This is a genomic window from Acinetobacter sp. 24-47-64 (genome assembly GCF_057737055.1).
Genome location: NZ_CM173215.1, coordinates 1259217 through 1277577, shown reverse-complemented (window position 1 = coordinate 1277577; position 18361 = coordinate 1259217). Strand labels below are relative to the sequence as shown.

The 18361-nt window shown below is 37.3% G+C and carries 18 protein-coding genes; 1 reads left to right on the top strand and 17 read right to left on the bottom strand.

From position 1 onward, the window contains the following. Positions 1-18: 18 nt before the first annotated feature. Together AC1M85_RS06060 and AC1M85_RS06055 are read right to left on the bottom strand one after the other, a co-directional pair. A complete protein-coding gene (locus AC1M85_RS06060; RefSeq protein WP_180028226.1) occupies positions 19-1095 on the bottom strand; it encodes a nitrilase-related carbon-nitrogen hydrolase in 1077 nt (358 codons plus the stop codon). Between the two features lie 98 nt (positions 1096-1193). Next, the gene (locus AC1M85_RS06055) at positions 1194-1643 is read right to left on the bottom strand and encodes a MarR family winged helix-turn-helix transcriptional regulator (protein ID WP_092767707.1); all 450 of its coding nucleotides are present in this window, start codon (positions 1641-1643) and stop codon (positions 1194-1196) included. A gap of 174 nt (positions 1644-1817) precedes the next feature. Between AC1M85_RS06055 and AC1M85_RS06050 the strand changes: the two genes are divergently transcribed. Beyond that, on the top strand, positions 1818-3179 hold the full coding sequence (locus tag AC1M85_RS06050; RefSeq protein WP_180028227.1) for a spinster family MFS transporter: 1362 nt from the start codon (positions 1818-1820) through the stop codon (positions 3177-3179). Positions 3180-3782: 603 nt separating this feature from the next. Here the strand turns inward: AC1M85_RS06050 and AC1M85_RS06045 are convergent. From AC1M85_RS06045 to AC1M85_RS05975, 15 genes are all read right to left on the bottom strand, one after another. After that, complete coding sequence (locus tag AC1M85_RS06045; protein WP_481611785.1) at positions 3783-4769, bottom strand: TauD/TfdA family dioxygenase; 987 nt, start codon at positions 4767-4769, stop codon at positions 3783-3785. Positions 4770-4786: 17 nt separating this feature from the next. Beyond that, a complete protein-coding gene (locus AC1M85_RS06040; protein ID WP_228143120.1) occupies positions 4787-5530 on the bottom strand; it encodes a class II aldolase/adducin family protein in 744 nt (247 codons plus the stop codon). Beyond that, positions 5520-6521, bottom strand: a complete 1002-nt coding sequence (locus AC1M85_RS06035; RefSeq protein WP_481587678.1) for a ketopantoate reductase family protein — start codon at positions 6519-6521, stop codon at positions 5520-5522. Before AC1M85_RS06035 ends, AC1M85_RS06040 begins: the two co-directional genes overlap by 11 nt. A gap of 38 nt (positions 6522-6559) precedes the next feature. Further along, positions 6560-7333, bottom strand: coding sequence for an ABC transporter ATP-binding protein (locus AC1M85_RS06030; RefSeq protein ID WP_481614196.1), 774 nt, complete (start codon positions 7331-7333; stop codon positions 6560-6562). Beyond that, positions 7330-9132: a branched-chain amino acid ABC transporter ATP-binding protein/permease gene (locus tag AC1M85_RS06025; protein WP_488213751.1), complete on the bottom strand. Its 1803-nt coding sequence runs from the start codon at positions 9130-9132 to the stop codon at positions 7330-7332. Before AC1M85_RS06025 ends, AC1M85_RS06030 begins: the two co-directional genes overlap by 4 nt. Next, positions 9129-10166, bottom strand: coding sequence for a branched-chain amino acid ABC transporter permease (locus tag AC1M85_RS06020; protein ID WP_035266350.1), 1038 nt, complete (start codon positions 10164-10166; stop codon positions 9129-9131). The genes AC1M85_RS06025 and AC1M85_RS06020 overlap by 4 nt, the downstream gene beginning before the upstream one ends. A gap of 88 nt (positions 10167-10254) precedes the next feature. Further along, on the bottom strand, positions 10255-11394 hold the full coding sequence (locus AC1M85_RS06015; protein WP_488213750.1) for an ABC transporter substrate-binding protein: 1140 nt from the start codon (positions 11392-11394) through the stop codon (positions 10255-10257). A gap of 38 nt (positions 11395-11432) precedes the next feature. After that, on the bottom strand, positions 11433-12668 hold the full coding sequence (locus AC1M85_RS06010) for an OprD family outer membrane porin (RefSeq protein ID WP_035266345.1): 1236 nt from the start codon (positions 12666-12668) through the stop codon (positions 11433-11435). A 225-nt stretch (positions 12669-12893) separates the two neighbouring features. Then, the gene (locus AC1M85_RS06005; protein WP_180028234.1) at positions 12894-13856 is read right to left on the bottom strand and encodes a p-hydroxyphenylacetate 3-hydroxylase reductase component; all 963 of its coding nucleotides are present in this window, start codon (positions 13854-13856) and stop codon (positions 12894-12896) included. Positions 13857-13905: 49 nt separating this feature from the next. Continuing rightward, entirely contained in the window at positions 13906-14859 is a 954-nt protein-coding gene (locus AC1M85_RS06000) for a PDR/VanB family oxidoreductase (protein ID WP_481592082.1), read from the bottom strand. A 29-nt stretch (positions 14860-14888) separates the two neighbouring features. Then, positions 14889-15626, bottom strand: a complete 738-nt coding sequence (locus AC1M85_RS05995; protein WP_092767689.1) for an SDR family NAD(P)-dependent oxidoreductase — start codon at positions 15624-15626, stop codon at positions 14889-14891. 9 nt (positions 15627-15635) lie between these two features. Next, on the bottom strand, positions 15636-16121 hold the full coding sequence (locus tag AC1M85_RS05990) for an aromatic-ring-hydroxylating dioxygenase subunit beta (RefSeq protein ID WP_481590755.1): 486 nt from the start codon (positions 16119-16121) through the stop codon (positions 15636-15638). A gap of 10 nt (positions 16122-16131) precedes the next feature. Beyond that, positions 16132-17409, bottom strand: coding sequence for an aromatic ring-hydroxylating oxygenase subunit alpha (locus AC1M85_RS05985; RefSeq protein ID WP_035266339.1), 1278 nt, complete (start codon positions 17407-17409; stop codon positions 16132-16134). A gap of 30 nt (positions 17410-17439) precedes the next feature. Beyond that, positions 17440-17976, bottom strand: a complete 537-nt coding sequence (locus AC1M85_RS05980) for a nuclear transport factor 2 family protein (RefSeq protein WP_488213749.1) — start codon at positions 17974-17976, stop codon at positions 17440-17442. 10 nt (positions 17977-17986) lie between these two features. Beyond that, positions 17987-18346, bottom strand: a complete 360-nt coding sequence (locus AC1M85_RS05975; protein ID WP_035266405.1) for a hypothetical protein — start codon at positions 18344-18346, stop codon at positions 17987-17989. Positions 18347-18361: the final 15 nt, after the last annotated feature.

Genomic DNA, 18361 nt, shown 5'->3' with positions numbered 1-18361 from the left:
TTTAAGCTAGTGCATTGATTAAGACTCATCATATGCGCTTTTTTTCCAGACACCCATATCAATAAGCTTCTGAATTTGCTTATCAATCACTTCCGCTTTATATTCGTCGTGATGTCCCTGTTTTTGCTGCAAATACAAATTTTTAGGATATATATTATTTTTATAAATTAATTGTGCGCATTCTGCACGTATATCTTTCATCCAATTGGTCACCTGAGCGTGTGTACGATGATAACGAAGTGCCTCTATATCAACTACACCAGTGACATAGGTAGATCCATTGGTATCATGCTGTTTACCCACTATTTTACCTTTATGGTCCACAATCATAGAAAGACCACCACCACAATCGATCGGTGCTAATGTATTTTCATCAAGATACATCCCCCCAATATTAGGTGCTACTACGTACATATTATTTTCTAAAGCACGAGCACGATTGGAGATTTCAAATACATCATTTTCAGTAAATGAAGCTGGTAAAGATGCACGATAGACGACTTCAGCACCATTCATCGCTAGGCCTCGACCATTTTCTGGAAAATTACCTTCCATTGCCATCATGATGCCCAATCGACCAATTTCCGTATCAACTACTGGCCAAAATGATTGAAGCTCTTCACCATATTTTTTTACCCACTCATCATACAAATCATGAGGTGATGCTGAACGCTCGCATGGCAATAAAGCAGACATTTTGTGGTGTTTTAAAATAATTTCGCCTTGAGGATTTATAATAAATCCGACATTAAACATAATGCCTGGCCAATCCTCATTTTTAGCTTTGGCTTGCGCCATGATAAAAACATTATGTTTTTTAGCTAACTCACCTAAACGATCTGTTTCAGGGCCTGGTATATCGATCGCACCATCATCCAAGAATTCTTGAATATCAACATCGAGTGCTTCATCGTTGAAGCCCTGTAATGCCCCCTCTGGGAGAACCAACAGTCTTACTGGAATATCTAAAGAACTCAACCATAATGCACCGGATGTAAGTTCCTCTAAATGAGAGATATTTTTCATAATATCTGCTCTACAACTTGTGCCCCATATTGTTGGAACTAATCCTACTACACCATAAGGTTTGATCATTTTATTTTCCTCTAAATCCATTCAGTTTTTTTAATGCACTTAAAAATTATCAGTGTGCTGATAATTATGCAAGTTCAAAAACCAAATAATTTAGAAAATTATTCTTCATTAATTTTTTTCATCCAATTCCTGACGATTCTTATTTCACTTTCACTAAAACCATCGACTAGAGAATCTTCTAAACGATCAATAGCATCACCACAATCTTCCATAAGTTTTTTCCCTAAATCTGATATCTCAATTAATTGAATTTTCTTATTCGTAGAATGAGAAGTTTTATAGAGAATATTTTGTTTTTCTAATTTTGAGATCATCAAATTTACTGTTTGCGGTGTTAATGAAGCAAAACGTGCTATTTCCGCATTTGTGAAACCTGGGTAAGTCAAAATAATTTTCAAAATTGTGAACTGTGGTGGAGTGATTGAATATTCAGCAAGTACACGCTCCATTTTTAAACGATATACATGGGATGTCTTTCTTAATAAAAATCCAAGGTAACCCGATTCATTATCAAATATTTCAGGTGAATTCGTATTTTTTTTAAACATACCTATTGCCCTTTTATAAAATCATAAATATTATCAGTATGCTGATAAAAAAGTATTTGAGTTTAACTTTGCATTATATATGACTAATGCTGCTTAAATTTGAATACCTAGTCACAGTTTAGCTAAAAAAATAATGGAATAAAAATCAAACCCTTAAGGATATAGGATACGAAAATGCAGAATACTCTAAATGCTGAAGAACCCGCTTCGGTCAAAAAAAATACGAGATACGCTTGGTACGTAGTCACACTATGTATGTTGGCTTATATATTTTCTTATATTGATCGACAAATTTTAGTCTTGATGATTGAACCGATCAAAGCAGATTTAAATTTAACTGATACTCAGTTTAGTCTATTGCACGGTTTAGCTTTTTCCCTATTTTACGCATTTATGGGATTGCCTATCGCTTATTTAGCAGACCGATTTTCCCGACCAAAAATTATTGCAATTGGCATTATTTTTTGGAGCTTAGCAACAGCGGCTTGTGGTCTAAGTAAAAACTTCATTCAACTTTTTCTTTCAAGAATGGGGATTGGCATTGGTGAAGCAGCATTATCACCCGCAGCATATTCCATGTTTAGTGATATGTTCAGTAAAGACAAATTAGGTAAAGCCGTTGGTATTTACTCCATTGGTTCTTTTATCGGTGGAGGGATGGCTTTTCTCGTTGGCGGCTATGTGATCAGCTTATTAAAAGATGCAACGTTTATTGATATTCCTTTACTCGGCATGATGAAGGCTTGGCAAGTTGCCTTTATTCTCGTTGGATTGCCAGGCGTTTTTATTGGTCTTTTATTTATTTTAACAGTAAGAGATCCGCAACGAACAGGACAAAAACTCGATGCCTCAGGTAATGTCGTAAAAGTTAAATTTACGGATTCGTTTAAATTCTTAAAAAAGCACAGTAAGACATTTACTTGTCACTACATGGGCTTCACATTCTATGCAATGGCATTGTTTTGTGTCATGAGCTGGTCACCTGCATTTTATATGCGTAACTTTGGTCTAAGTCCTGTTGAAACAGGTTATATGTTAGGAACGATTCTACTTATCGCAAACACATCTGGCGTTTTCTTTGCAGGCTGGTTAACTGACTATCTGACAAGTAAAGGTCGACGTGATGCTGCAATGTATGCTGGTTATTTAGGTGGTTTAGGAATTATCTTACCGATTATTAGCTATACATTAGTAGACTCACTGTGGTTATCTGTTGCTATTTTTACAGTGGCTATGTTCTTTGCATCTTTCCCAATGCCAACCTCAACAGCAGCTATGCAAATTTTAGCTCCAAATCAATTACGAGCTCAAATTTCTGCAATTTTCTTGTTAATCAGTAGCTTAATTGGTTTAGGTATTGGAACAACTTTAGTCGCATTAATTACCGATAAAGTATTCGGGGATACCAACATGGTGGGTTATTCAATTTCAATCGTAGGTGGATTCTCAGCGTTATTGACTATTATTTTACTCAAAACAGGATGTAAACATTTTGTGAAAAGTCTAGATGTAGAAAAAGATGAAATGGTCAGATAAGAAGTGATTTGTGCAAAATTACATAAAGCATTTTCTAAAATCTAAGCTCATATTTAGTTTATTTTAGAAAAAGAACTCGAACATCTGTTCGAGTTCTTTTTTCTCAACTGAGAGTCAATAATGATTAAACTAATCAAAGGTAGAAAAAAATAATCAAAGTCTACTTGTTGCAAGCCAAAGCCGCATTATGATGAATACCCATGTCCGATGCCCGATTAAATAAAGATAAACGACGTATTCCCTGTCAGGTCTAGGCTTTCAACATTTTTCGTTTGAAGAGCAGATTATTCTCCCTACTTGAATAGAAATCACTCTCAAATTTAATAAAATGCGTTCAGGACTGCTGAATGAGGAAAACTCACTTCCAGAAGCTGATTTAACTTAACTCATTCAAAGTGTGAATATTGTTAGACGATATAATCACGAACCATATAGCGCGTTAACAAAAAAAAGAATATTGTTTAGGTGATCAATCAGATGAGTGCGTAATTATTATTTATACTCATCTCTAAATCAGATTCAGTCTTACAACTTTTGAGTAATCGCAAAAAAAGACTCGGACTTAAAAGTCCGAGTCAGGTTGTAGTCAAATATTGAGCATTTTTATGAAAGATTTACTTTTTGAATACCATTTCTACCTGGGAAATCCTTGGCTAAAGATCGGGCATTAGGCATTTTTAACCATAATCTTAATAATTTTCTTCGCTTTGAGATGTCTTCATCATCTATAAATGATGATCGTGAATGCATTACACAATAGTTATTACAGAACTGCATATCACCCGGTTCAAGCATCATATCTAGTCTGAGATCAGGATCTTGTATGTATTGATCGAAAATATCAAGCGCATCGACTTGAACTCTGGATAAAGGGATTCCTTTTCGCTCATGTCCTAGTTCAATATATGCTCTTAAGTATCGACAACTTAATTTATTGTCATAAAAGCTAAATATAGGCGTGAGTGTTGGTTCTGAGTCACCAAGATGATCACAATAAGTCGGATGATAATAATAACCTAGATATTCAGGATAATTTTCTAAAATTCTATTGTAGACTGTGGCAGCACTGACGAGACTACTTAATCCTCCACTCATTGCTTTTCTAATTGATAGCAATCCAACTACGTCAGATAAGTCAGTGTGGTAAGGGAGATATGCGTTTGTTTCATAAACTCGCGTTGATTTGTTGTTAAGATCACCAACGTTTTCTACTTTACCCAATAAATCGCCTTTAGGATTTTGGGTAACGGGTTGACCCATATACATGCCAATTAAATAGTAAATAATCGCCAATTGGCGTTCACTAAATTTAGAGACATCTAAACCTTTTAATAGAAAGAAACCATATCCATTCTCAAGCTCATCGGCATATTTTTTAAATTCAGATAAAACTTGTGAATTATTAATCGTTAAATGCGTGTTATTCAATTGATCAATTTCTAGATCTTGTTGTTCTATAAATTGCAAATTTTGGCTTAATTCATGAAGCATTTCTTCGCTTAAATAATAAATCCAATCTGTCTGATTTTTTAGGTCTTTGCCCACCCATGCCGACTTATGACTGATTTTTTCTTTTAATATCGTATTCATCTCAATCTATCCCTGAACTAGTGTTTGTTTTCCTGCATTTTTCGAACCATCGCATTAAAAAACTTATCTGCGAAAGCACTTTCTTGAATTAACATTTGAGTTAAGTCTGCACACTTCTGTTTTACGATATGATCTAATTCAACATCGTCACCACGCATTGAATCCGCTTGGCATTGTATTTCTGCGGCTCGTTGAACTGTCCAGAGTAGGAAAAAAGCTTTTTCAATCGTACTCTCTCCCACAGCTACACCATGATTTCTAAGTACCAGAATGTGATGATCACCTAAACTTTTGATCATTCTTTGTTTTTCTTCTTCGAATAGGGTAATGCCTTCAAAGGCATGATAGCCTACCCGACCATATAACTGCGCACCATAAAAATTGTCATTTTTAAAGCCATCTTTCTTTTGTGCAATGGCACTGATTGGTGTGGTATGTGTATGTATTAAACATCGAATATCATCACGAGCACCATGAACAGCACTATGTAAAGCAAATCCTGCAGGATTGGCATCATATTCAGAATGAATCACTTTATTACCGTTTAAATCAACTTTTAATAAATTTTCGGGTGTGATTTCCGTATAGTTCAAGCCGAAAGGATTTACTAAATAATAGTGTTCAGCTCCTGGTAAGCGCGCTGAGACATGATTAAAAATTGTTTCCGTCCAACCAAAATAATCAATAAGGTGATAACAATTCGCTAATTTAACTCTGAGCGCCCATTCAGCTTCAGACACATTCAATACATTATTTTTCATCTTCATTATTCCTTGTTCTGGCTTGTTCGCTTAAATAGACCGTTAATTCATATATAAGTTTGGATGTCGGCATCGGACATTCATAAGCATCTGCCAATTCAAATACAGCTTCTGCAATGGGTGCTAACTCTAAAGGGCGATGATTTTTGTAGTCATGCCACATTGATGTATATGTTTCCCCCATCTCTGAACCCAATTTTAAAAATGTGTTTGGGTCGATATTGATACGAGCGCCATAGCAAGCCGCAACAGCTCGAACTTCATATAAAATTTGTTGCGTAATTCGAGTTAAATTGTGATCAGAATAAATTTTACTTAGCGGAGCATCAGCCACAACCGATAATGGATTGGAGCTCAAGTTAGCCATAACCTTGGTCCAAATTTGATCTCGGATGTTCTCTACGGGTCGTGCTTCGATACTTGTATTTTCAAACAATTCAACAAGCGCATGTAATCGTTCAGTCATTTGATGACTTGGCTCACCAAAGATCAACAAATATGGATTGTCTGATTTGACCTCATTTCCATTGACACTTTGCGCTGTAATAAATACGACAGCGCCAATTAAATGTTCTAATGGAAAATGGTCATTTAAAACGCCCTGTTGATCTAAACAATTTATGCTTGAATGTTCAGAGTTATTCTCTAAACCGTAAAAATACCAAAAGGGTATGCCATTCATTAACGGCACGATGACTGTCGCGTTATGCATATAACGCTTCAGCTGAGTTGAGATTTCGTATAAAGCGTTAAACTTGGTTGCTATAAATATGAAATCCTGTTTTTCAATGCATTCTTCAGTATCCACAATTCGAGATGGATGTACTTGAAATTCACCCAGTACATCTTTTAAATGAATCCCTTTTTGCTTTAGCGTTTCGACTTTTTCCCCTCGCGCTAGAACAGTGACTTGGTGTCCTGCTAGCGTTAATCTAGCAGCAACTACACAGCCTATGGCTCCAGCACCATATACCAAAATTTTTTTTGACATCCATTCAAATCCCTGAAAATCGTATGATTTGTTATGTTCTATATAGCTAATACGTCTTGATGCTTACTATTAATTCCTAAGTAACTTTCGATGATTCTTGGATCTTCAACTAAATCAGAGCCCCTTCCTTCCATTGATAGTTCTCCCATTTCAAGGACATAAGCATAATCTGCAAGTTTTAAAGCAGCTCTGGCATTCTGCTCAACTAACAAGATAGACACGCCATGTCCTCTTAATTGGTCAATGACCTTAAAAATTTCTCGAGTGATGAGTGGTGCTAATCCCAAACTCGGCTCATCAAGCATCAACAATTTAGGTTTAGCCATGAGTGCACGACCCACTGCAAGCATTTGTCGTTCACCACCAGAAAGTGTTCCTGCTTGCTGAGATCGTCTTTCTTTCAAACGAGGAAAAATGTCATACACTTCATCTAAAGTGCTCAAAATCTCTTTGTCTCTTTGGCGATAGCGTTGAAAAGCGCCAAGCATAAGATTGTCTTCAATAGACATTGTTCCAAATAACTCCCGTTTTTCAGGCACTAATCCGAGCCCACGAATCACCATTTGCTCAACCTGTGGACATTGCTCCACATGCCCATCGAAATCGACGTTTCCTTTAGAACCCAGCACCCCCATAATTGCAGACAATAAAGTTGTTTTACCCGCACCATTTGGACCAACAACAGAAACAATTTGGCCTTGATTAACACGCATATTAAAATTTGAAAGCGCTTCGACTTTTCCGTAAGCCACACTCAAATTATTTACTTCTAGCAGAGGCGTGCCCTCTTGATTTCCAAGCATTGTGATCATGCAGCACCTCCTAAATAAGCTTCCAATACAGCTTCATTTTTTTGAATTTCTTCTGGTAATCCTTCAGCAATTTTTTGACCGAACTCCATGACCACAATTCGGTCTGCGAGATTCATGACAAAGTCCATATCATGCTCGACCAAGAGAATTGCCATACCTTCAGCACGTAATTTAGATAGAAGTTCAGCTAAGGCTTGTTTCTCTTTAAATCTTAATCCTGCTGCGGGCTCATCAAGTAGTAATAAGCTTGGGTTCGCACATAAAGCACGTGCAATTTCTAAAATACGTTGCTGCCCGAGTGCTAAACTGCCGGCTTCGACATACAAATATTCTCCAAGCCCTACACGTTCTAGTTGATATTTAGCCTCATTGAGAAGTTCATTTTCTTCAACTCGATCAAGAAGTAACATGGATGAGATGACACTTTTTTCTCCGCGCAAATGTGCACCTATGGCTGTATTTTCTAATACAGTCATTTCAGACAATATTTTTACGTGTTGGAATGTGCGACTTAATCCTAATTTGGCAATTTCTCTGGATGGTATGCCATTTATTTTTTTACCTTTAAATAAAACTTCACCACTCGTTGGAACATCTACACCTGATATTTGATTGAACATGGTACTTTTACCAGCACCATTCGGACCAATTAAAGCGAGAACCTCTCCAGCGTGAATTTTCAGATTCATTTCATTGTTCGCAACCAAGCCACCAAATTTTTTCGTGATGTTCTTCGCATCTAATATCAATTCACCCTTGTTGATTTGATTTTCTACTTTGTCCATTTGAGGAATGGGGTGGATTGAAGGATATAAATCTACAGGCTTATATTTATTTGGGATCAACTTAGTAATAAATGACCAAATCCCTGATGGTGCTTTTTGCATCAATACAACAATGATTAATCCAAATACGATTGTTTCATAATGACCTTGTCCGCCAAAAATAATAGGCAAAGCGTCTTGCAACCATTGGCGTACCATGGTGAATATGCCTGCACCTAATATTGCACCCCAAATACTACCGACACCGCCTAACAACGCCATAAACAAGTAGTCGATACCCATTTGGAGTCCAAAAGGTGTCGGGTTAATAAAAGTTTGCGTGTGTGCATAAAGCCACCCTGAAATTGATGCAAAAATTGCAGCAATCACAAAGATGATCATTTTTGCTCTAAACGTATTTACTCCCATAGACTCAGCCATTACTTGTCCGCCTTTCAAAGCACGGATTGCTCGCCCCTCTCGAGAATTTAAAAGATTTTTTGTCAAAATAATGGCAATAAATACAATGAGCCAAATGAGGTAGAACATTTTGTTGCCGTTATCAAAGGCAAATCCTGCGATAGAAATAGAGGGAATATTCGAAATTCCAGAATGCCCACCTAAAGTTTCAATGGTCGAAAAGAAATAATAAAGTGAAATACCCCAAGCGATCGTACCTAAAGGCAGATAATGCCCTGAAAGTTTAAGTGTTAAGCCACCCACCAAAATCGCAGATGCGACTGTAATGAATATTCCGAGCAGAAGTCCAAACCAAGGATTGCCACCTGTCCATGCGAGGAAACTTGGTAATTGTTCAGTCACAGTTAAGTAAGCAGTTGCGTATGCGCCAATTCCAACTAAGGCTGCTTGACCAAATGTAGTCATGCCTCCAACGCCTGTCACCAATACAAGACCTAACACGACTAAAGCATTTAGACCAATATAGTTCAATAAAGTGACTTGATAGGTCGGTAAAAAAAATGGGCTGATGAATACAATTAGCGCAAATATAAAGAAATAAGTTTTTGATTTCATTCTTCATCCTCCTCAACATGACGAGTTGTGAGTGATTTCCAAAGTAAGAAAGGAATAATTAATGTAAAGACGATGATTTCTTTGTAATCACTTGCCCAAAACATGGAGAAAGACTCAATAACACCAACAATCACGGCACCAATTGCTGCGACTGGGAAGCTGATTAGTCCTCCAATGATTGCCCCTACAAATCCCTTCAGACTTAAAATAAATCCTGAGTCGTAATACAGGGTTGTGATCGGTGCAATTAAAATGCCTGATAAGGTTCCGATAAATGTAGCTAAAACAAAAGTCAGTTTGCCCGCAAAGATTGGAGAAATACCCATGAGCTGTGCACCGACTCGATTGACAGCGGTTGCATGCAATGCCTTACCATAGAGTGTTTTTTCAAAGAAATACCAAAGCACTAAAATCATCACAAAGAATGAAACGATAATGATCAAAGTTTGACTGCTTAAAACAAGAGTCCCAATTTCAAAGCTTTTATCACTAAATGGTTGTGTTTGAGCACCATTTGGACCGAATATCACGAGTCCTAAACCGACTAATGCCACATGAACCGCTATCGACACGATCAATAAAACTAAAGGTTTGGCTGCGACTAAAGGTTGAAAAAAAGTGCGATACATTTGAGGACCAAGCGGTGTAATCACAGCCAAAGTCAATAAAACTTGAATTGGCATTGGAAGCGTCGCTAAAGGTAGTGTGTACATCGCGATAACGATCAAAGAAATATAAATCAATGACGCAATAAAAATTTTGATATTAAATATTTGATTTTTAAAAAATTTAGCGTATAAATCCAGACTTGTATTGACAATAAAAAACGCAACGACCAGCCAAACTATTAAGCTTGGAATACCTGCTTGAATGGATGCCAAAGTCAATGCACCAAATACAGCAAATTCACCCAATGGAATAAGTAATATCCGAGTGACAGTAAAAACTAAAATGATACATAGCGCTAATAATGCATAAATAGCACCACTGGTAATACCATCCTGCCCCAAAATTAACGCGATATTTAAATCCATAACATCTTCCTACCCTTTTTTGAGGATGAATTTACCTAGAGCGATATATGCATATCGCTCTGAGTTTATTTATGATGAAAAGCTAAATTTACTTCAGTAGTTTCCACTGACCATTTTTAACAATGATCATTTCACGCCCACGCTTGTCAAATCCACTATGATCAGATGGGCTCATGTTATACACGCCTTGAGTTCCTGCGACTTCTTTTGTAGATTCCAATGCATCACGTAGAGCTTCACGGAATTGCACGGTGCCAGGCTTTGCTTTTTTCAAAGCAGTCGGTACAGCTTTTTCAAGCAAAATACCTGCGTCATACACATTTGCCCCGAAAGTTGCAGGTGTTTGTTTATATTTTGCTTTATAATCATTGATATATTTAGTAGCAATTTTCTTAGAAGGATGTGTATTAGATACTTCATTTAAAACAAGCATTAAACTGGCAGCTAAAATCGTATTTTCTACTTTCTTGCCACCCATTTTTAAATATTGATCTAAAGCCGCACCATGCGTTTGATAAATTTGCCCTCGATAGCCTCGATCATATAAAGCAGTTTGTGGAGGCACTGCTGAACTACCTGGTGCTGCAACTAGAATTGCCTGTGGTTTTTTACTTATGAGTTTTAACGCTTGACCAGTTAGAGAGGTATCTTGACGTTGAAATGATTCTTGAGCAACGATTTTAATCCCATTTTTCTTTGCTAAATTCGCTAAGACTTTTCCCCAGTTTTCTCCATACGGATCAGCAGTACCGATAAATCCTAGAGTTGTAATTTTTCGCTTCACCATATCTTGCACAAGCGCTTCTGCGATGATTTCATCATTCTGGGTGGTTTTAAACACCCATTTTTTTTGGTCACTCATTGGCATGACTATCGTAGAAGTTCCAACCGGTGCAAGAAGAGGTACTTTCGCTTTAGCAATTGTCCCTATCACTGCAGAAGCATTTGGTGAACCAGAAGGACCAATAATTGCATCAACTTTGTTTTCTTTTATTAGTTTCTCGACAGCTTTGACAGATGCTGTAGGATCACTCGCATCATCAAGAGAAATATATCGAACGTTTTCATTACCAATTTTTTTAGGTAATAAAGCAACTGTATTTTTTTGTGGTATACCTACCATTGCTACAGGTCCGGATGATGATGTCACAACTCCAATCGTGATATCAGCTTGAGCATAAGTGGCAATTGCGATTAAGCTTGTTGATAATAATAATTTTTTAAACATCATATAATCTCCAGTTTGTCCATTAACTGTTTATGTAATTAGAATTTATAGCTATATGTAGTAATGATTCGATTTTCAACAAAATCATTACCATTGGTTGTTCCTGCACCATATTTAGTAGTCGTGTCGATATACCTCCATTCTATACCCAACCCTTTAAAAGACCCTTCTGGAACGGTATAGCCGACAATGAAATTAGCTTCAGTCTCTTTATTATCTGGTAGGCCATTACGCTCTATGTTCGTGCCATATAAATAACGCAAAGTCGTTCTTAAACCCGGCAAACCAACATTTTTAAAGTCATAAGAATAAAGTGCATGATAAGTAAGTTCTTCAGGTTTGATGAAACCTAAAGTTGACCAAGTATGTAGGAAAGGTTGAGGAGCGAATCCATCAAATGTTGGAAAATTGGTATCCCCGGAATTTTTTTGAACACCTGCAGCAAAACTATGTGAGCCATTTTGAATGTTGGCCTGAACGCCAAATGTTTTGCTATCTATGTTTCCATAGTATTTGTCACCAGCTTCACTGTTATGGAAATAACGTGCATCTAATTTGATTTTAGAGTCGCCAATTTGAGTGTTATATGCTGCATTTAAATAATGTTGGTTATAAATATCTTCGAGCTGACCAAACCAGTAAGAGCCTGAAATTTTAGGGCTAAAATTATAGTCTAAACCAACATAACTTAAACCATTACTTTCTATTCTTGCTTTACCTGGTGCAAACAAGCTTAGTTTTTCAAACTCATCATCATTACGCGCGTTTATATGAGTGATTCTTCCAGCTGAAAATTTTAAATTTTGAATCGCTTTCGTTTCAAATGCCGCACCAGCATATGTTGTCACCAACTGACGTGAATCATCAATAAATGCAACAGGTGTTCTTGGCGAAAGTTCCCCAACTAATAGCTCAGAATCTTTATATTTCAGCTTTAAGGTTGCACCAAATTTATTATAACTACGTTCTTGCTCATTTTTTATGGGATCAAATGGTAAGATCGAATCAGACCTTTCAGCATTATGATTTGATAATCTTAGTGCGTAACTTGAAGTCACGTCAAAACCCACCTGAACGGGTGTATTGGTATAACCTGAACTAAACTTTAGACCTAATGCTTGTGACCAACTACCAACATCAGGCTGTGTTGTGTTATTTCGATCAATAAAGAAATTTCTTAAATTTATTGTCGTTTGACTATCTTTTACCAAGTCCGCATAAACTGCTGTATTACAGCAAATTGCTAGTATTGCAAATGTAGGTAACTTTTTCACTCAACTTCCCCTTAGTTTTTTACTGATTTTCTCACTCAACCCTGTTTAATTTTTTCTATTCAGCTATATGAAATTTCATATATTCAACCCAATTCTTTTCCAATTCCATAGAAAATTCAATTTTCTTTTAAGTATATTTATATACCTTAATTAATAATTAAATCCCTTTTAAATCTTCATAGATTGAAAAAAGGCCAAATGATCTAACATTTAGCCCAATTTGATTTAATGAATACCCGCAATATCTTTTAGAATGGTGATAAAGGTATTCTTTTCTTGGTCGCTGTATTTTGCAAATACTTCATTTTGATGCTCATCAGCTATATCAAATAAATAATGTGCGGTTTTTTTACCTTTATCCGTTAATTGGTAGAATTCTTCTGTTTCGACTAGTAGCTCATCCTTCTTAAGGATTTCCGCTGCTCTTTCTATTTCTCGCATAGGCATTGCTATATCACGTGGTAAATCATCTTTGCATGAACTTGCACCACTGCCTAGCACTAAAAGCATTCGAGCTTCACTCGTTCTAAAACCTGTGACTAATTGCTTTGGGATGTAATCATTTTGATAAAACTTGAATGCTCGACTCATGAGATAGGCAACATTATTATATAAGTTACCTTGATATAGTTGACCCAAATCATCAGTTTGGACCGGATTTGAATCTTTAATTCTTAACATTGGGTGTGGTGTTACTGCTGAGTACGCACCCTGGTGATATACTAATGGACTACGACCTTCATCTTGAAAATTAACGACCTTTCCAATAATAATCCAGTGATCCCCGCCTTCTACAATTTGAAATAATTCACATTCAAAAACAGCAGAGCAATTTTCCAGAACTGGAGCATTACCTACACCCAAACGGTAGTTTGCTCCTTCGAATTTATCAATATTGCGTTTAGCAAATTTATTCGATACCTCGATTTGTGATCCAGATAAAATATTGACTGCAAAATGACTAGAGTTTTTAAAAACTTCAAAACTGGTCGATTTTTTATCAATACTCCACAAGATTAAAGGTGGGTCTAATGAAACTGAGTTAAAACTATTGGCAGTTACACCCACTTTTTCACCTTGCGCATTTTGCGCTGTAATAATAGTAACCCCAGTTGCAAAATTACCGAGTGCTCTGCGGAATTTCATCGGATCAATAGCTTGTTCTTCCGATTTTTGATAACTATTCATTCCCTTCTCCTGAATCCCAAAATGACCTTCCATGATGGCAATTCAACTATTAAATATCTAAAACTAATCTCGGTGTTTTTGATCGAGAACAACACACTAAAATCTGCTCATTACTTTCTTTTTCTTCGTCAGTAAAGTAGACGTCTCGATGATCGGGTTCGCCTTCAAGCACATCACACATACACGTTCCACAAACGCCCTGTTCGCACGATAACTCGACTTTAATCCCTTCTCGCGCTAAAGCTTGCAGAATAGTTTCCTCTGGAGCTACTTGAATCGTTTTACCACTTTGTTGTGCAACAACTTCAAAACTAGCGCCACCTAAATCAATATCTACCTGAAAATATTCTTTATGTAATTGATCGGAACTAAAACCCTTAGACTCAGCAAGATTAATAATCCAATCCATAAATCCATTAGGACCACAGGTATATAAATGTGAATCTTTGGCAATATCTTTCATTGCGTGATCAAAAAATTCACGATGATTTGCACCATCATCTTTAAAATGGAAAGTTGTATAACTCGCTAAGGGACCTTGCTTGATTTCATCTACAAATGCAGCGGTTTGTTTAGAGGCTGCACAATAATGCAATTCAAATGACTTATTCTTATTCAATAAATCATAAGCCATGGTAATTAACGGTGTAATCCCAATACCACCACCAACTAAAACGCTGTGAGATGCATCTAACAATGGGAACAAATTTTTAGGATGGCTGACTTGTAGTTGCATCCCTTCAGAGATGTCATTAAACGCCGACAGTGATCCCCCTCTTGATGCTTCGTCTTTTAAGATCCCTAATCGAAAAACACCTTTTAAACTAGGATCTTGACATAGAGAATACTGACGGATTAAACCATTAGGCAGGAATAGATCGATATGTGATCCAGCTTCAATTTCAGGTAATGGAGACTCAGTTGCTGAAATTAAATCTAATACAACAACATTTTCCGCTTCTACTGATCTTTTATTTACTATTACGGAGTATTTTTCGTTCATAGTTTTCCCCTTTATGACTAAGCCAATGCTTAGCGCATAAATAGTCCTCCGTTAATATCCCATGTTGCTCCTGTCACAAAAGCTGCTTGTGGGGATGCTAACAAAGCACAAGTTTCAGCGATAAAACTCATACTGCCTAAAGCCTTAACAGGAATGTTATTGATAAACGCTTCCATTTTTTCATCTGAAACAACGCTGTGTACTATTGGAGACTCCATTGGTCCTGGTGCTACGGCATTTACCGTCACACCTTTAGCGGCAAATTCTTTTGCAAAAATTTTAGTCAAAGTTACGATTGCCCCTTTTGAAGCTGCATAATGCGCTCCCGTTGCAGTACCACCATTCTGACCAGCCAATGAAGCCATATTGATAATTCGTCCAAATCCTTTAGATGCCATATATTGACCAATAATTTGGCATGACTGAAATGTTCCTCGTTGGTTGACTTGTGTCACCCAATCAAAATCACTCGCAGTGATTTCAAGGACAGGAGTTGCTTTAGTTACTGTGGCGTTATTGATTAAAACATCCAACTTGTTGAAATGAGTTTCAATCCAACTCACTGCTTCTCTAAAGTCCTGCTCTACTGATATATCCAGTTTTAAGGGATACATTTGCGATGGATACTGACTCGCAGCTTTAGCACTTTCCGCTTTTTCTAAGGTACTTGCAGTTAAAATAACTTGATGCCCTTGTTCAGCAAAATATTCAGCAATCACATTACCTAAACCAGAGGCAGCACCAGTAACCAAAACAACTTGTGACATGGTCACCTCCTATAGAATGTAACTGATACCAGCTAAGGTATCTGTCGAATTGACTAGATTGATAATTTTACGGTCTATTTTGAGTTCGCCATTCTCTTGACGTATTAGCTCATAAATCACATCAGCAGTGTAATGACGTAAATTTTCTTTGCGGAACTCTCTTAAATTTTGTGCACAGCGTAAAATTATCTTGTGATCAGTTTCTTCAATAATTCGCACACGTGACAGGCTACGAACAGTATTGGCCTTGGGAGCTGTCGAGATTGCTTCACCATTTTCTAAACGCTCTACACGTAATTGACGCATGTGGTGATTGTCATATGCATAGTTCAAATGGTTTTCGTAATCTGTCAATGATGGGTCTATTGGAATGATGTACTTACCATTTTCATTCCATAAACTTAACCATGCTTGATACTCTGAATGATCTAACATGTCAGCTTCAGCCCAAATGAATGCTGTAACTTCGTTCAAAAGATTTAAATTAATTTTCATGCTCTTCCCCTTAAGCCGTCATCAACTTTTTCCATTGTTGGTAAGCGCCACGCATGCCTGTTTCAGCACTCACGTCACTCTTCAGACCATCTTCAGTTTTGACTTCTCCTGGTAAACCACGGTTCAACATGATCCAAAGATCATTGCCCGCATTTGCACCATGCTGTACACGCTCCCAAGCTTCCGCATCATCTGGCGTACCAAAACCGAAAGGACCTTGGAAATGTTCATGTAGACGTAGGCGATATTGGTTGGCAATTTGTGGTCCACCATCCATCGTAATCACTGAGTGGTGAATTTCAGTTTTATCTACCGCTAATGGTTGCATTACACGGAAGAACGCCATAGAACATGCAATGTTAGGGAAAATATTTAAGTTAAAGCCCGAACCACCGACAGCACGGCAAATTCGACGAACTTCAAGTTCCTCATGACCTTCTTCACGTAGTGCTTGGGCAAGTTCTTCAAAACGCTCTTGGATTGGTCGCTCCATCAACTCTTCATCAAGATCTACCAGTTCTGGAATCATCACCATCACGCTGTGACCATTTCCTAGATCTTCAACATAGCCTGGTTGATTTTCAAAGTTGAAAAGCTCTTCTGTTTTTTCGTCTACAGAACTTAAGAATGATTTATGAACTAATGGGAAATGATACGCGTCAGTTGTATTTTCCAACTGAATCTTCCAGTTACCTGGGAATGTAAAACGATGTTCACCTAATACTTTGACTGGATAACCTGCGCCTTGCTTCATGAATAGATCAATCCACTTTTTCGCAGCACCTAAAAAGTCTTCTAATGGCTCAATATCGTCTTTGAAAGTCGCAAAGATCATGCCGTTATATTCTTCTACACGTAAGCTGATCAGTGGAAATTCAGATTTATCTAAACATTCGCCATAACTTTCAGGTGAAGGAACGCCACGCAATGTACCATCCAAAGCGTAACTCCAACCATGATATGGACATACAAAGCTATTTGTTTTGCCTTTTTTATGCTCACAAACTGTAGCAGCACGATGGCGACAGCGGTTGAGTAAAACGTGGACTTTTTTCTTGCGATCTCGTACAGCAACTACAGGTTGTTTACCAATATTAATCGTTTTATAACTACCAGCATCTGGAATTTCACTTGCATGAGCAACCCAAACCCAAGTGCTGTAGAAAATTTTTTCCATTTCATCTTCAAAGATTTGTGCATCTTTATATAAAGAGGTATGCACTCGGTCACTTTGAACTAATTCATTGTAATCAATTTCAATATTTTGAACTGGTATTGCACTATTCATCATGTATTCCCTTATAACTGTTTATGCAACTCAACCGACTAAATTTGATTGCGGTACTGGTAACTCATCATCACTGGTCCAATGCGTTACTGGTCGACTGAAAATATTTTCTGTTTGGAAGTGTTTGATTTTCCAAATGCCATTATTTTGTTGCTTAAAACGGATTGTCAGTTTGGCTGCATTCAAGTGGCTTGCACCCGTTTTGAAAGTAGATGTTTGCAACATCAACCAGTGCCCAATAGCCACATCACCATCAATATAAATTTGTTCAGAATTCACAAAATGTGCATTCATAACAAAATGCGAGTCCTTCAGCGTGTATGTTTTAAACATGTCATATACTGCCTGCCAAGACTCAAGTCGACCAAATGACTGGGTGTATTTTTTCCCTACCCCCTCCCAAATACACTCAGGATCAAATAAATCCATCAGCGCTTCTAAATTTGTGTTTTGATTAAGTTCATCACAAATTTCCATATAGCGATTTAGGCAATTACGAATTTGATTCTGCGCTTCCAACTGTTGAAGACGTTGAAGAATGCTTTTGAGTTCATTAGAGTCGACCATATCGATATCCTTATCGTTGAATAATTAATTCACGACCAACTCTTGCTTCAACTTTGCAATACTTCCAAAGTTTATATGGACCTTCTCCGACCACAGTCGTACGGAATAAGTTACATGCAGCATGAACTGTTTCAATATCAGGTACATCAGCCAATAAATAGGTTGTCCAAGGCCAACCCGTACTTGCACCTACCATGCTTTGATCATCATCTAAGTTGCCGTATACATGCACGCCAGGTAAATCATGGATACCATTCCACATTTCACCAAATGCTGCCCACACTGCTTTTGCTTCTGCTGGCTCTGCATCAAAGAAGTTTTGGTTAATACCCATACAGAACAATACGCGTAATGATTTTTTAGCTTCCATTTCGATTTCCTTCTT

Bases quoted from the DNA above. Each gene is read 5' to 3' on its own strand.
- AC1M85_RS05980 (WP_488213749.1), bottom strand. From the start codon at position 17,976: ATGGTCGACTCTAATGAACTCAAAAGCATTCTTCAACGTCTTCAACAG.
- AC1M85_RS05985 (WP_035266339.1), bottom strand. From the start codon at position 17,409: ATGAATAGTGCAATACCAGTTCAAAATATTGAAATTGATTACAATGAA.
- AC1M85_RS06040 (WP_228143120.1), bottom strand. From the start codon at position 5,530: ATGAAAAATAATGTATTGAATGTGTCTGAAGCTGAATGGGCGCTCAGA.
- AC1M85_RS05995 (WP_092767689.1), bottom strand. From the start codon at position 15,626: ATGTCACAAGTTGTTTTGGTTACTGGTGCTGCCTCTGGTTTAGGTAAT.
- AC1M85_RS05975 (WP_035266405.1), bottom strand. From the start codon at position 18,346: ATGGAAGCTAAAAAATCATTACGCGTATTGTTCTGTATGGGTATTAAC.
- AC1M85_RS06045 (WP_481611785.1), bottom strand. From the start codon at position 4,769: ATGAATACGATATTAAAAGAAAAAATCAGTCATAAGTCGGCATGGGTG.
- AC1M85_RS06050 (WP_180028227.1), top strand. From the start codon at position 1,818: ATGCAGAATACTCTAAATGCTGAAGAACCCGCTTCGGTCAAAAAAAAT.
- AC1M85_RS06000 (WP_481592082.1), bottom strand. From the start codon at position 14,859: ATGAACGAAAAATACTCCGTAATAGTAAATAAAAGATCAGTAGAAGCG.
- AC1M85_RS06015 (WP_488213750.1), bottom strand. From the start codon at position 11,394: ATGTTTAAAAAATTATTATTATCAACAAGCTTAATCGCAATTGCCACT.
- AC1M85_RS06030 (WP_481614196.1), bottom strand. From the start codon at position 7,333: ATGATCACAATGCTTGGAAATCAAGAGGGCACGCCTCTGCTAGAAGTA.
- AC1M85_RS06035 (WP_481587678.1), bottom strand. From the start codon at position 6,521: ATGTCAAAAAAAATTTTGGTATATGGTGCTGGAGCCATAGGCTGTGTA.
- AC1M85_RS05990 (WP_481590755.1), bottom strand. From the start codon at position 16,121: ATGAAAATTAATTTAAATCTTTTGAACGAAGTTACAGCATTCATTTGG.
- AC1M85_RS06060 (WP_180028226.1), bottom strand. From the start codon at position 1,095: ATGATCAAACCTTATGGTGTAGTAGGATTAGTTCCAACAATATGGGGC.
- AC1M85_RS06020 (WP_035266350.1), bottom strand. From the start codon at position 10,166: ATGGATTTAAATATCGCGTTAATTTTGGGGCAGGATGGTATTACCAGT.
- AC1M85_RS06025 (WP_488213751.1), bottom strand. From the start codon at position 9,132: ATGAAATCAAAAACTTATTTCTTTATATTTGCGCTAATTGTATTCATC.
- AC1M85_RS06005 (WP_180028234.1), bottom strand. From the start codon at position 13,856: ATGAATAGTTATCAAAAATCGGAAGAACAAGCTATTGATCCGATGAAA.
- AC1M85_RS06055 (WP_092767707.1), bottom strand. From the start codon at position 1,643: ATGTTTAAAAAAAATACGAATTCACCTGAAATATTTGATAATGAATCG.